The sequence below is a fragment of the Sphingobium sp. 22B genome (genome assembly GCF_001580035.1).
GTDB classification, from domain to species: Bacteria; Pseudomonadota; Alphaproteobacteria; order Sphingomonadales; family Sphingomonadaceae; genus Sphingobium; species Sphingobium fuliginis.
This window is the reverse complement of sequence record NZ_LTAB01000007.1, coordinates 45,087-59,336: the sequence shown is the minus strand read 5'-3', so window position 1 is coordinate 59,336 and position 14,250 is coordinate 45,087. Positions and strand designations below refer to the sequence as shown.

Genomic DNA, 14,250 nt, shown 5'->3' with positions numbered 1-14,250 from the left:
TGGTGACGAAATGACGGCGCTGCTATCCTCCCCCCATCTTCCCGCATCATGCCGAGGGGTCGTGAAGGACGCGCCTTTTCCCGATGCCGCTGGGCTCAATATCCTGATGGTGGCGGAGAATGTCTCCCGCAACCTCAGCGGCGAGACCATCCTTCCCTATTATTATCTCCAGCAATTCCTCGCGCTCGGCCACAAGGTCGGCATCCTCTGTCACGAGCGGGTGAGAGACCAGCTCGCCGCGGACCTGGACCCGGCCAGCTTCGCGCATTTCACCTTCGTCAGCGACGGCCTTTGGCAGAAGCTGCTGTTCCGGATCGGCCGCTTCTTTCCGCATCGGGTCGAGGATCTTGTCTTCAACCAGTTGATCCAGTTGCTGACCCAATCGCGCATGAGAGCGATGGCAAGGGCGCGCGTCGAGGAAGGGAGCGTCGACGTCGTCTTCCAGCCCGCCCCCATCGCCGCGAAGGCGGTCAGCTTCATGTATGATCTCGGCGCGCCGGTGGTGATCGGCCCGATGAGCGGCGGGATGGACCTGCCCCCGGGCTTCCGGCGCATGGACGGTCCGCTCGTGCGGTGGGCCATAGCGGGTGCGCGCCGCGGGACGGAACTGCTGCACCGGTTGATTCCCGGCAAGCGGCAGGCGGCTGTGCTGCTCGTGGCGAACGACCGGACCCGCGCGGCGCTGCCCTCCGCTGTCCGCGGCGTCATCTGCGAAGTGATGGAAAGCGCGGTGGACCTTGGCCGCTGGCATCCCCGCGCCGCCGATCCGGCGCTCGACGGCCCCATGTCCTTCATCTTCTGCGGCCGTTTCGTGGATTGGAAGGGCATCGAATATCTGGTGCGCGCCTTCGCGCCCCTCGCGCGGGAGGGGGGCGCCAGGCTGGACCTGGTGGGTGACGGGGAACTGTTCGAAGAGATCGAGCGCCTGGTGCAGGCCGAGGGGATAGGCGACAGCGTCGTCCTGCACGGGCGCGTGCCGCTGGAGCGCTATATGGAGATGTTGCAAGAGGCGGGCGCCTTCGTCTCTCCTTCCCTTCGGGAATGCGGCGGGATCGCGATGATGGAGGCGATGGCGACCGGCGTGCCCGTCATCGCCGCGGACTGGGGCGGGGCGGCCCAATATGCCAGCCGCGATTGCGCCATATTGGTGCCGCCTTCGTCGGAAGCCGCCTTCGTCGACGGGCTGACCGCCGCCATGCGCCGCCTCGCAGCCTCGCCGGAACTGCGCCGCGAACTGGGCCGCGCCGGCCGCCGCCATCTGGAGCGCGAGGGGCATGACTGGACGGTGAAGGCCCGCGTCATAGCCGACATCCTGCGCGACATTTCACGTCCGCGCCCGGCCGCGCCGGCCCATGGGGCGGAGCGCGCATCCCTCATTCAGGCTGTCTGAAGGCTGACCCATGAACCATATCCCGAAAGCCGACATCGTCTTCTATGCGCGGTCGCTCTACAATGGCGGGGTCGACAGGGTCGTCTTCAACCTGGCGGAGGAATTTCTGGCGCGCGGCATCCGTCCGGTCATCCTGGTCGACCTCGACAATCCCTATTCGCCGTTCCGGGATCTGGTGCCGCAGGGCGTACCCTATGAAGTGCTGGGCGCGAACGGGGCAATCGCCCGGATCGCGAAGCTGCGCGCCTATCTCCGCAAGACCCGGCCTCAGGCGGTGATGTGCACAGGCTTTGGCTTTCCCAATCTCTGCGCCATCATGGTGCGCTGGATCGCGGGTTTCCCTTTTCGCCTGATGCTGACCGAACATTGTTTTCCGTCAGTGGATCATGATGCGGCAAAGCCCTGGCAATCGCGTTACTGGTTCTTCCGCCTGGCGCATCTGCTCTATCCGCGGGCGGACAATATCGTCGCCGTTTCCAAGGGGACGGCCCGCGACCTGGCCAATGTCATCGACATCGATCCGCAGAGCATCACCTGCATCTACAATCCCATCGTCAGCGATGCCCTGATCCAATCGAGCCGTGCCCCCGTCGATCATCCATGGTTCCGCGACAGCGACATACCCGTCATCATCGGCATCGGCCGTCTCGAACATCAAAAGGATTTCGCAACGCTCATCACCGCCTTTTCGCGGGTGAGGCAGAACATGCCTTGCCGGCTCCTGATATTGGGCGACGGGTCGGAGCGCGACCGGCTGACCGCGTTGGTCGGGAGCCTCGGCCTTTCCGACGACGTGGCCATGCCCGGCTTCGCTCCCAATCCGCACGCCTACACGGCCAGGGCCAGCCTGTTCGTCCTGTCTTCCCGGTTCGAAAGCCTGGCCAATGTGGTGATAGAAGCGATGGCGCTGGGAACGCCGGTGATCGCCACGGACTGTCCATCCGGACCGGCCGAAGCGCTGGACGGAGGGCGCTTCGGAAGGCTGGTCGAGGTCGGAAACGCCGAAATGCTGGCCGACGCCATGCTCGACCTGCTGCGCCGCAAGCCGGCGCCCGTGCCGCCGGGCTGGCTGGAGCAGTTCACGACCCGCGCCTCCGCCAGCCGCTATCTGGAGTTGCTGACGCCGGCGCTGAAATGCTGACGGCCGCTGCCCGGCCGGACTCGCTCGCGCAGCTCACCTCGCTGCGTTTCTGCGCGGCGTTGCTGGTTCTGCTTTCCCATCTCGTATTTCTGGAGCGCAGCGGAAGTCCCGTCCTCCGCGACCTTTACGATCTTTTCTTCCGGCAGGGTGCGTGCGGCGTCACCTTCTTCTTCATTCTTTCCGGCTTCATCCTGACCCACGCCTATGAGCGCGCCCTGAAGGAAGGAAGGGTTTCGGCCCTCACCTACTATCATCGGCGCGTCGCAAGGATTTTTCCGCTCCACCTGATGGTTGGCCTCGCCTTCCTCGCCTATCTGGCCTGGCGCGCCGATCTGCCGCCGCTGCCTGCGGTGCTGCTGAACCTGGCGCTGCTTCATAGCTGGTCTCCAGACCCGCTGGTCCATTATTCACTCAACGGCCCCTCCTGGAGCCTGTCCGACGAGCTGTTCTTCTATGCGCTTTTCCCATGGCTTGTGAAATGGCGCGAGCCGGTGCTGCGCGCGGTCTTCATCGCCGGCATGGTCCTGATCGTGGCGGGAAGCTGTTTTACCGCCCTTAGGGTCGCGGGTTATTCGCCCTGGGTGGACTGGATCTTCTATGTGTTCCCGCTTACGCGGCTGTTCGAATTCATAGCGGGCATCCTGCTGTGCCGGGCCTGGCGATCGGGCATCGGACGACGATGGGCGACGAGCGCAACGGAGACGCTTGCGGTCATTTCGCTGCCGGCGACCATGGTCGCCGTGGAATGGTTCGCAGTTCCGCTCGCTTTTCGCTACCAGCTCATCTTCCTGCCGCCGATGGCTGTCCTGATATTGATATTCGCTTATGGTCAAGGCGCATTATCGCATCTGCTCCGCCAGCCTGGGTTGCAGTCGCTGGGAGAGGCCTCCTTCGCTCTCTATCTCATTCACCGGCCGATGATCACATTCATGGAAAGGTGGTCAGGCGGCGGGGCCGCAAGCGACATTGCCTTGGCGATCGCCATGCTGCCGATGGCCATGCTTGCGTCCATCCTTGGCTTCGTCCTGCTGGACCGGCCGGTGCAGCATTGGCTCCGCCGTCGCGAGACATTCACGGTGAAGCGCAAGGCATTGGCCATTCGGCAATGAACAGGCCTGCTGCAAGCATCGATGCCCCGCGGCTTGGCCAAGCGGCAAATCGTTCCTCATGAAATCGGGCCTCAATCCGCTGGGCATCGATCTCTTCCCCATCGACTTAGGCGAGACGTCGGACGAATAGTCGCAGGAACTGCAACGCAACCTCGATACCGAGAGGAACAAGCTTGTCGTCGAGCCCTTCTACAGGCACGAGAAGATCGATGGCTCCATCAAGGGCCCTTCGACCTCCGCGCCGTGGGCGGCCCGGACCCGTTCATCCGGTGATTTAATTCGGATGGACGACTGAAGACTTACCCCGCGTTTTGGCAGCGTGGCCGACACGCCCCGCTGCCACGCCATAAATGGTCGGACCATGCCCGAATAATATTTCTCTTATAATATCATTGCTGAAAACAGGATGGAGGTGCAACAGCATCTTCGTCGACCCGTTCGGGCATGGTTCATAGCCTGACATGCTTCGTGGCAAACCCATCGAAAATTCGCGACACGCCGCAACAACTCAGCACCGCGCAGGTTCAACATCGATCAAGGCGCGGAGGCCCTTCCGCCATGGCCGCGGCGGCCATTGTCCGCGACGCCCAAGGCGCAGCTTGATCTGGGTGATTCCTTTTGCGGTTGCCGGAAGCAAACAGGGCCCGCATAGCGGTTGCATGGACGAGAAGACGACGAATCTGATCATGGCTATTCTCAGTCGGGCGCCGCAATGGATCAGGCACGACCTGCTGTCCAAGGATGCGGGCGTCAAGCAGCGGGCGGAGGAGACGCTGGCCGCCATGATCGCCAACGCCCTCGCCACAGGAACCGACGACTCGACGGCGAGTTAGGGAGGAAGTCCGTTCCAACAAGGCTCCAGCAATGACATGCCGCTCTCTCCCCGGCGCCCTCATGCCGATGGCCGCCATAGTGGCGGCCGCCGCGACCCTCGCGCCGGCAGGCGCACAACGGCCGGACGCCGACATGGAGGTCCAGTGCGCCGCCGGACGGCGCTTTTCCGTCCGCGCCGATGCCGACCGCGCCACGGTCGTCTGGAAGGACGGGCAGCTCACGCTCAAACGCGGGGCAATATCGCTGGGCCGATATTATCGAAGTCCCAGGGCGGCCCTCATCATCGACGGCGACTATGTGTCGTTCGTGCCCAGGGGCGACCGGAACTGGCGCGACTGCCGCCTCATGCCCAGGACCGATGTCATTGGGAAGGATTGATGCCCGATCACGCACGCCGATTTGACGATCATGGAACGGGATCGACTTTCCGACATTGGATCGATTGCCGGCAAATACAGGCATAGAAGACCATTTACTGGAAATCCGACATTTACAATCTGCGTCGATTTGCGCAAATAGCGCTAACATCCTCCTGAAACGGGTTCGCTCACATGGCCGACGAAGACAAGAACGACATCACTGCCCTTACCGTCCAGTTGCTCAGCGCTTATGTCTCGCGAAACAGCGTTCCGAGCGAAAGCCTGGCCGATCTGATCAAGACCACCCGCACGGCGCTGACGGAAAATGCCACGGCGACCATTGCCGAGCCCGCTGCCGAAACCTTCACGCCTGCGGTTTCGGTGCGCAAGAGCCTCGCCTCGCCCGATCATATCCTCAGCCTGATCGACGGCAGGCCGTACAAGACCTTGAAGCGCCATCTGGCCGCCCATGGCCTGACGCCGGAACAATATCGGGAACGCTACAAGCTGCCCAGCACCTATCCGCTGGTGGCGCAAAGCTATTCGCAGGCGCGTCGCGCCGTCGCGGAAAAGGCCGGCCTGGGCCGTAAGCCGGCCGTCGCTGCGAAGGCCGCAGCCCCTGCGAAGGCAGCGGCCACTCCGGCAAGCCCGGCCGCCGCGCCCAAGGCGGCAGCGCCCAAATCATCGGAAAGGGCTGCTCCCGCCGCCGGGTCCGATGCGCCGGCGAAGGCCGCGGCGCCTGCTAAGGCCGCAGCGCCAAAGACGAACAAGGCGAAGGATGCGCCCGCCCCCGTCATATCGAACCGCGGCAATCGCGCCGCGGCGCCGGCCTCCGCCAGTAAGGACAGGAAGGAGCCACGCCAGCGCCTTTCGATCGCCGCCGCCAAGGGCGACAAGGCGGACGGCAAGGCTGCCGCCGCTTCCAAGGCCCCTGCGCAGGAAAAGGCCCCGGTAAAGAAGGCCGCTCCTGCGAAGGCCAATGGAACCGCCAAGCCCAAGTCGCTGAAGGCGGCATTGGAAGCAGCCAGTTCGCATCTGGGCGGCGAGGAAAAAAAGCCCGAAGCCGCGACCGCCAAATCCTGATCATGGACGGGAAGCGAGCGATCACGATCTCGCTTCCCATCCGGCCATCCGGGCGTTCGTAGCAACGGAACGGCGGCAAGCCCGCTCAGGCCCGAGTGAAGCGCCAGCGATCGGGCTCGCTCTCCCCGGCATCGAAGCGATAGCCGTCGCTGTCGAAGCCGCGCATCGCATCGACGTCGGTTATGCGATGCTCGCACATCCATCGGGCCATCATGCCCCGGGCGCGCTTGGCATTGAAACTGACGAAGCGCGGTCCGTCGGGACCGGGCTCGCGAAAATCGACGTCGATGATGCGGATGCCCGCCAGCTTGCCTTCCACCGCCGCGAAATATTCCTGGCTGGCGAGGTTGAGGACCACGCCCGACCCCTCCTCCGCGATCTGCCCGCGGAGCAGTTCAGCGATGCGATCGCCCCACCAGTCGGTCAGCTTCTTGTGGCGCGGCGCCCAGCGCGTCCCCATCTCCAGCCGGTAGGGCCGGATCGCGTCCAGCGGCCGCAACAGGCCATAAAGGCCCGACAGCATCCGGACATGGTCCTGCGCGAAGGCGACCGCCGCTTCGTCCAGCGTAAAGGCTTCGAAACCTGTATAGACATCGCCGGCGAAGGCGAACAGAGCCTGCCGTTCGGGCAGGTCGGCAAAATCGCGGAAGCGGTCGGCATTGAGCTTCGCCAGGCGCGGCGAGATATGCATCAACTCCGACAACCGCTTCTGCGAAAGGTTGGCGGCCGATCTGGCCAGGCCGCGCGCCTCTTCGGCGAAATGCGGGGTGGTGACGGGCAGGGGCGGCAGCGCGCGTTCGAAATCAAGCGTCTTGGCGGGGGATAGCAATGCGATCATGCCAGCCTCCGTAGCGAGCGGCCGCCCATGCGTCAAAATGCCGTTGCACAGCATATTGCCGACGGCGTTCCATGACGCCGGATCGGCATTGCCGCGACCCTTGTCCACAATGGGGCTTGCCCCTATTGCCTGTCCGCTCCTAGGCTTGGGAAATGCGTTCGGGCGGAAGGGGTTGGGACAGTTGCGATCCTGCTTCTTCCATGGTCCGCCGCGCCATCCGGGCCAACCGCTGTTATGGAAAAATGCCTGATCCATGCTGAAGGTCGATCACGCCGCCATTATCGGAGGAGGGTTCAGCGGCACGCTGCTCGCCATCAACCTGCTTCGTCATGGTGCGTTGCGTGTGACGATGGTGGAACGCCATGAAGAACGGATGGGCCGGGGCCTCGCCTATGGAGCGGCGCATGCCGGCCATGTTCTCAACGTGCGCGCCGCCAATATGAGCGCCCTGCCCGACAGCCCCCATCATTTCACCGACTGGCTGAAGCAGCAGGGACTGGGCCAGGAAGGCAGCTTCGCCACCCGGCGCGACTATGGCGCCTATCTCAGCGCCATGCTGGACGAGGTGCGGGGGCAGGCCGCGGACAGGCTGACCATATTGAACGGCGATGCCGTCGACCTGCAACTGCGCGACGACGGCATATGCGTCGTCCTGCGTTCCGGGGGCGGGATCGAAGCCGACATCGTGGCGCTGGCGCCCGGCAATCTGCCGCCGCACGACCTGCCCGCCTTTGCCGGATTGCGCGACAGGGACGGCCCCGACAATGCCGTCTATGTGAACGATCCCTGGGCGGCGACCATCCCGGCGGGCTTGCAGGACAGCGATCGGGTGCTGCTGCTCGGCAGCGGGCTGACGGCGGTGGATTGCGCGCTCAGCCTGGATCGTGCCGGGTTCCGGGGGCGGATCGTCGCCCTATCCCGCCGTGGGCTGGCGCCGCAAAGCCATGCGCCGGCGCCCCCCTATGCGCCGCGCAGCGACCGGCCGAAGGGCGCCGCTTCCGCGCTGGTCCGGACGCTGCGCAGACGCAGCGCGGAAATCGGCTGGCGCAATGCCGTGGATGAGCTTCGCCGCTTCACCCAGGATATGTGGCGGGCCGCCAGCGCGGAGGAGCGCAGCCGCTTCCTGCGCCACCTGCGCCCCTATTGGGACGTGCACCGCCACCGCATCGCACCGCAGGTGGCGGAGCGGCTGGCGGCGATGCAGGCGGAAGGACGGCTGGAAATCCGCGCCGCGAAAGTCGTGCAGGCCGTTCCGGAGGGCGGCACGATCCATGTGCATCTGCGTCGTCGTGGCCGGGAAGAGGGCGAGACCGTCGCCTTCGCCAGGGTCGTCAATTGCACTGGTCCGCTGGGCGACCTGCGGCGCACCGACGATCCGTTGCTGCGTCGCCTGGCATCGCGGGGCGACATCCGCCCCGATCCGTTGGCGATCGGCATCGATGTCGACCGCCAATGCCATGCCATAGCCCGCGACGGATCGGCCCAGCCCCGCCTTTTCGTCGTCGGCCCGATGACCCGCGGCGCCCATTGGGAAATCGTCGCCGTTCCCGACATCCGCCGCCAGGTTTGGGAACTGGCGCGGGAGATCACTGGCGCCCATTGGGTCGAGGCCGAGGGTTTGTAGTAAAGCCCGATCCCCGTCTTGCGGGATCGGCCACCACTTCATGATATGGTCCTGATGAAGTCGCCTATCCGGCGATGATGCGCCAGTGATTCCAGCCTGTTTAACACTTGTCCGGGTCGCAAGGGAAATGACCGGCCTTTATCCGCCAGCCGCCCGATCATGATATTCCCTTTATAATCCAATCCGGTTCAGGTCGAAAAAATGCCATGAATCGAGCCGCACCTGTATCTCATTGGCACAAAACCGATCCTTGCTGCCCCGGATCGTTACGGATGAGGCATGACGGAAAAGCCCGCCGGGATGTATTTGCCGACATATACCGTTCAGAAACAGTCTATTAGCGAAACGATCGGCATATCTTTCTTGATCCACATCAGCTTTCAGTTTTTTGTCGCATCCCACTGTCATTCTATTAAGAAAGATATAGTAAATTAGCTATAAGCAACAAACTACTTACCGTTCACGCATATGGGGGGCCAATGCGCCGCGATGCTCGCAAACTGCTGGAGAAGCTGAACCGCAAGGACTTCGCCTATCGCGAATTTGAGGACCGGTTCTCGGAAACGGAATTATGGCCCATTTTCGCGGCCGTGCTGGGCGACCAGAAGGTGGTGGGCGATGACGCCGCACGGCTGCCCGTCCGGCAGGTCCAGCAGGACGAACGGCCCGCCCCCGCCGCCAGGACATCGCAGCCCCAGGCCGCGCCGAATCAGATCTTCGCCCAATATGGCGCGCCCCAGCGGCGGGCGGCGCCGAAGAACAATGTCGACCTCAAGGAATTCTTCAACCGCTTCTCGGAGCTGGATTGATGGCCGTCATCCTGCTTCAATCGCCCAAGGGGGGCACCGGCACGACTTTCCTGGCGGCCCAGCTCGCCCTGCACCTTGCCGGCAAAGGCTATGAGGTCAACGCGCTCGACTGCACCTTCCAGGATTCGCTGAAGATGCATTTCGGCTTCATGCCGGCGCAGGCCGTGCCGGAATGGGGCGCGGGCGGCGACGAACCGCTGGTGGCCTTCGGGGTCAGCGTCATGCAGGGCCATGGCCAGAGCCGCTCCGCCGCCTTCGCGGCGCGGGTGGACCGGGAGTTCGAGCGGATGTTCGATCCCGGCCATATCTGGATCGTCGACGTCGCATCGGAGGACCGGCACCTGCTGGAACTGCTGATGGCCCGCTGCGTGCTGCATATCTGTCCCCTTCTGCCCACCGCCGCGTCGCTCGCCACGCTGAACCGCCTGAGCGAGACGGCCCCGGCGATGAAGCTGGACCGCACCGTCTTCGTCCTCAACCAGCTGGACGACCGGCAGAAGCTGTCGCGCCACAGCCACAGCTTCGTCCGCGACCTGTTCGGGGACCAGTTGCTGGCCACCATCCGCCGCGACGAGGCCGTCAACGAAGCGCTCGCGCGGTTCGAACTCATCAGCAAATATGCGCCGCCGAGCGCCGCGTTGCAGGACCTGCGCCTGTTCGCCGACGCCGTGGAAGAGCGCATCGGACTGAAACCCGCCCCGGGAGAGGCGAACATCGAGGTTACAGGAGACGCCTGATGTCCCTCCCTTCCCAACTCGCCCCGCAGGCCCTTCTCAGGCTTGCGGCGGGGCTCTTCGTGGCTGCCGTCGTCATCGTCGTGGTGACGGTGCCGCTCGACCTGGAATCGCAGTGGATATTCGCGCTGACCACCATGGCGGGCGTGATCCTGTTCAACCGTTCGCCCGGCAAGCGGTCGACCATCGCCATCGGCATATTGTCGCTGCTGGTATCCACCCGCTATCTGTTCTGGCGCACGACGCACACGCTGGACTTCGACAGCCTGCCCGCGGCCCTGCTGGGCACCGGCCTTTATCTGGCGGAACTCTACGCCTGGGTCATCCTGGTCCTGGGCCTGTTGCAGACGAGCTGGCCGCTGGACCGCCCGGTCGTGGAGATCGAGGGTGAGCCCGATCAATGGCCGGTCATCGACGTCTATATCCCCACCTATAATGAGAGCCTGGCGATCGTCCAGAACACGGTTTTCGCGGCGATGGACATGGATTATCCGCGCGACCGCTTCCACGTCTATATCCTGGACGACGGCCGCCGCCCCGAATTCCGGGCCTTCGCGCGGCAGGCCGGCTGCGGCTACCTGACGCGGGCCGACAATCTGCACGCCAAGGCGGGCAATCTGAACGCCGCGATGAAGAAGACCGACGGGGAACTGATCGCGATCTTCGACTGCGACCACGTCCCCACCCGCGCCTTCCTGCAGATGACGGTCGGCTGGTTCCAGAAGGACGCGCGGCTGGCGCTGATGCAGACGCCGCACCATTTCTATTCGCCCGATCCGGTGCAGCGGAACCTGGGCAATGTGAAGGAACTGCCGGGCGAAGGCGACCTGTTCTACGGCGCGGTGCAGAAGGGCAACGACCTGTGGAACGCGACCTTCTTCTGCGGGTCGTGCGCGGTCATCCGCCGATCCGCGCTGGAGCAGACCAACGGCTTTGCCGGCGAGACGGTGACGGAGGACGCGCATACCGCGCTGAAACTGCAGCGCATGGGCTGGAACACCGCCTATATCGGCATCCGCCTGTCGGCGGGCCTCGCGACCGAGCGGCTGGTGCTGCATGTCGGCCAGCGCATCCGCTGGGCGCGCGGCATGACGCAGATCATGCGGATCGACAATCCGCTGTTCGGGCCGGGCCTGAACTGGCACCAGCGGCTTTGCTACCTGAACGCGATGCTGCATTTCCAGTTTCCGCTGCCGCGCATCGTGTTCCTGACGTCGCCGCTCGCCTATCTGATCGGCGGACAGAACATCATCCATGCGTCGGCCGCGCTGATCTTCGCCTATGCGCTGCCGCACCTGTTCATCTCCACCATGTCGAGCGAGCGCATCCAGGGCGGCGACCGGCGGCCCTTCTGGGGCGAGATCTACGAAACGCTGCTCGCCTTCCATCTGGTGAAGCCGACGCTGTTCACGCTGCTGAACCCGCGCAAGGGCAAGTTCAACGTGACCGACAAGGGCGGCCTGCTGGACCAGACCTATTTCGACGGCACCACGGTGCGGCCGCATGTCATCACCGCGCTGCTGCTGGTGTTCGGCGTGATCTTCGGCTTCGTGAAGCTGAACTTCCCCCTCCTGTTCGACGCTCAGTGGGACACGGTGCTGCTGAACACCGCATGGGCGAGCTTCAGCCTGCTGATCCTGATCGCGGCGATTTCGGTCGCACGGGAACAGCGGCAGGTGCGCGAGAATATCCGCATCACCGCGCAAATGCCCGTGACGCTCTATTTCGACGACGGCTATGTCGCGGACGGGACGACCGTGGACATTTCATTGGGCGGGCTGGCGGCGGAGCTGCCGGACGGTTTCGCGCTCCAGGGGCGCAAGGTCACGGACATCTCGCTGCCGATGGGCGACGAGACGCTGACCATTCCGGTCGACACGGTTCGCCTGGATAACGGCCGGGCCAAGCTGCGCTTCCAGCCGCTCGACATGGTGCATGCCCGTCATCTGGTGCGCGCCGTCATGGGCCGCGCCGATGCGTGGCAATCGGACAAGCCGCTGGCGCCGGTCGCCGGCCTCAAATCCATCAGGGATATTTTCAGCGTGGGCATCGACACGATCATCGACATATGGCGCCTGCCGCGCCGCCGGAAGAAGGCGATGCGCGCCATGGCCGCCGCAGCGGCCGCCGGGGCGCTCGCCACCACTTCGGCCAATGCGGTTCCCGCCGTGCCGGCGAGCACTCCCGCCGCGGCCACGCCGGTCCCGGCGGCGGGCGGCAAGCCGCAGCGGCTGCTGCTCAAGGACCTGCAGGTCAAGAACCCCATCCGCCTCGCCGGAACGCGCGGCGAATATGGCATTCCCTTCGGCCTGCGCAGCAACCAGGTCGTGACCGGCGCCTCTCTGACCCTGGCCTTCAACTTCTCGCCCTCGCTGCTGGGCGACCTCAGCCAGATCGTCGTCCTGCTGAACGGAGAAGTGGTCAACGCCCTGCCGCTTCGGCCTTCGGACGGCACGACGCAGACGGTGACCGTGCCGATCAACCCGGCGCTGTTCCTGCCGGGCGACAATTCGCTCAACCTGCGCTTCATCGGCCATTACACCCGCGACTGCGAAGACCCCTTCCACAGCTCGCTCTGGGCCAATGTCAGCAACACGCGGTCGGTGCTGAACATCACCACCCAGTCGCTGCCGCTGAGGCCCGACCTCGCGCGCCTGCCCGCGCCCTTTTTCGACCGCAACGACAATGTGGCGCTGAAACTGCCCTTCGTCTTCGCGGGCAAGCCCACCAATGGCGAGCTGGAGGCGGCGGCCAGCACCGCATCCTGGTTCGGCGGCATGGCCAGCTATCGCGGCTATTCCTTCAAGCCCAGCTTTGGCCAGATCCCCGCCGGCAACGCCGTGCTGTTCGTGACGCCGGGCCGCCGCATCCCCGGCATCACCCTTCCCGCCGGTCCCGCCGCCACCATCATCACCAATCCGGTGGACAGCGAAGGCCAGTTGCTGGTCGTCAGCGGCAGCGACGAGAAGCAGTTGAAGCAGGCCGCCGCGGCGCTCGCCATCGGACGGGGCATGCTGGGCGGGGCGAGCGCGTCGCTGGACGGTGTGCGCCTGCCCTCCTTCCCCCGCTATTCCGCGCCGCGCTGGCTGCGGACCGACCGGCCGGTGCGCCTGGGCGAGATCGTGCCGCGCTATGCCCTGCAGGGCATCGGCCTGCCGCCCGGCCCGCTCAGCGCCGGTTTCCATGTCGCGCCCGACCTGTTCTTCTGGCCGCGCCAGGGGGCCAAGCTCGACCTGCGCTACCGCTATCCGTCCGCCCCCTGGCTGGACAAGTCCCGCTCGCGCCTCGACCTGTCGATGAACGGCCAATATCTGACCACCCTGCCGCTGACCGGCGAACATTGGTGGGACAAATGGTTCGGCGGCGGACGGCCCACGGCCTATACGTCGCGCGCCGACGTCGTGCTGCCGCGCTACGACCTGTTCGGCCAGAACTCGCTGGTGTTCGACTATAATCTGCTGGTTCAGTCCAAGCAGCGCTGCGAGGGGATGCTGCCCGACAATGTGCGCGTCAGCATCTTGCCGGAAAGCTCGATCGACCTCAGCCACGCCTATCATGCGCTGCACATGCCCAATCTGGCGAGCTTCGCGGGCGGGGGCTATCCCTTCACCGTGCGGCCCGACATGGCGGAGACGGTCGTCCTGCTGCCCGGCGATCCGACGGCCGCCGTGGTGGAGGCCTTCCTGAACGTCATGGGCCGTTTCGGGGACGCGACCGGCGCACCCGCGATCCGGGCCAGCGTCACCCGGTCGGTCGATGCCGCGCGCATGGCGGGCAAGGACATATTGGTCATCGGCCCGGTCCAGATCGCCCAGTCGGAATCGCTCTTTTCCGGCGCGCCCGTCTTTTACCAGGACGGCCGGCTGCGCGTCACCGAACGCACGCCGGTGGAACGGGCCTTCGACCTCTTCTCCCCCTATGAGCGCAGCGACAGCGGCACGGTCGACGGCTTCTTCTCCGGGTCCGACAGCTTCAGCGGCATCGTCGGCTTCCAGTCGCCCTTCGACACCGGCCGCAGCGTCGTCGCGCTGCTGGCCAGCGATCCCGAAGCGCTGCCGGCGCTGGTCAACGGCCTCAACGACACCAGGATCAACGCGCAGGTGCAGGGCGATCTTTCGGTGGTGGACGGCGAAGGCATGGCGAGCTTTGCGGTGGGCGACGGCTATTGGGTCGGATCGCTGCCGGTCTGGATGAAGATCGCCTATTGGATGAGCCAGCGGCCGTTCCTGATCGCCCTGGGTGGCCTGCTGGTCGCCTTCCTCATCTCCGCACCGGTCTATCTGCTGTTCAAGCGGCAGGAAACCAAGCGCCTCGAAGCGGTGAAATGAT

Annotated in this window: 11 protein-coding genes; 10 read left to right on the top strand and 1 reads right to left on the bottom strand. The window is 65.0% G+C overall.

Annotated features, from left to right (window positions below; all coding sequences use genetic code 11):
* Positions 1-10 precede the first annotated feature (10 nt).
* The 6 genes from A0J57_RS08710 (at position 11) to A0J57_RS08685 (ending at position 5,916) form a co-directional block, all read left to right on the top strand.
* Positions 11-1,390 (top strand): glycosyltransferase family 4 protein, encoded by a 1,380-nt coding sequence (locus tag A0J57_RS08710; protein WP_161942144.1) that lies wholly within the window; start codon positions 11-13, stop codon positions 1,388-1,390.
* A gap of 10 nt (positions 1,391-1,400) precedes the next feature.
* Positions 1,401-2,531 (top strand): glycosyltransferase, encoded by a 1,131-nt coding sequence (locus A0J57_RS08705; RefSeq protein WP_061935072.1) that lies wholly within the window; start codon positions 1,401-1,403, stop codon positions 2,529-2,531.
* Complete coding sequence (locus A0J57_RS08700) at positions 2,525-3,640, top strand: acyltransferase (RefSeq protein ID WP_061935070.1); 1,116 nt, start codon at positions 2,525-2,527, stop codon at positions 3,638-3,640. The genes A0J57_RS08705 and A0J57_RS08700 overlap by 7 nt, the downstream gene beginning before the upstream one ends.
* 659 nt (positions 3,641-4,299) lie before the next feature.
* Positions 4,300-4,473, top strand: a complete 174-nt coding sequence (locus A0J57_RS26570) for a hypothetical protein (protein WP_170825604.1) — start codon at positions 4,300-4,302, stop codon at positions 4,471-4,473.
* A 31-nt stretch (positions 4,474-4,504) separates the two neighbouring features.
* Positions 4,505-4,852, top strand: a complete 348-nt coding sequence (locus A0J57_RS08690) for a hypothetical protein (protein ID WP_061935068.1) — start codon at positions 4,505-4,507, stop codon at positions 4,850-4,852.
* Between the two features lie 173 nt (positions 4,853-5,025).
* On the top strand, positions 5,026-5,916 hold the full coding sequence (locus tag A0J57_RS08685; protein WP_061935067.1) for a MucR family transcriptional regulator: 891 nt from the start codon (positions 5,026-5,028) through the stop codon (positions 5,914-5,916).
* Between the two features lie 85 nt (positions 5,917-6,001).
* Here the strand turns inward: A0J57_RS08685 and yaaA are convergent, their stop codons facing one another.
* The gene (yaaA, locus tag A0J57_RS08680) at positions 6,002-6,754 is read right to left on the bottom strand and encodes a peroxide stress protein YaaA (protein ID WP_061935222.1); all 753 of its coding nucleotides are present in this window, start codon (positions 6,752-6,754) and stop codon (positions 6,002-6,004) included.
* Positions 6,755-7,007: 253 nt separating this feature from the next.
* Here yaaA and A0J57_RS08675 point away from each other — a divergent pair, with 253 nt between their 5' ends.
* The 4 genes from A0J57_RS08675 (at position 7,008) to bcsA (ending at position 14,249) form a co-directional block, all read left to right on the top strand.
* A complete protein-coding gene (locus tag A0J57_RS08675; protein WP_061935065.1) occupies positions 7,008-8,378 on the top strand; it encodes an FAD/NAD(P)-binding protein in 1,371 nt (456 codons plus the stop codon).
* Between the two features lie 479 nt (positions 8,379-8,857).
* Positions 8,858-9,187 (top strand): hypothetical protein, encoded by a 330-nt coding sequence (locus tag A0J57_RS08670; protein WP_061935063.1) that lies wholly within the window; start codon positions 8,858-8,860, stop codon positions 9,185-9,187.
* Positions 9,187-9,924: a cellulose synthase operon protein YhjQ/BcsQ gene (locus tag A0J57_RS08665; protein WP_061935061.1), complete on the top strand. Its 738-nt coding sequence runs from the start codon at positions 9,187-9,189 to the stop codon at positions 9,922-9,924. The genes A0J57_RS08670 and A0J57_RS08665 overlap by 1 nt, the downstream gene beginning before the upstream one ends.
* The gene (gene bcsA, locus A0J57_RS08660) at positions 9,924-14,249 is read left to right on the top strand and encodes a UDP-forming cellulose synthase catalytic subunit (protein ID WP_061935059.1); all 4,326 of its coding nucleotides are present in this window, start codon (positions 9,924-9,926) and stop codon (positions 14,247-14,249) included. The genes A0J57_RS08665 and bcsA overlap by 1 nt, the downstream gene beginning before the upstream one ends.
* The last annotated feature ends 1 nt before the right edge of the window (position 14,250 follow it).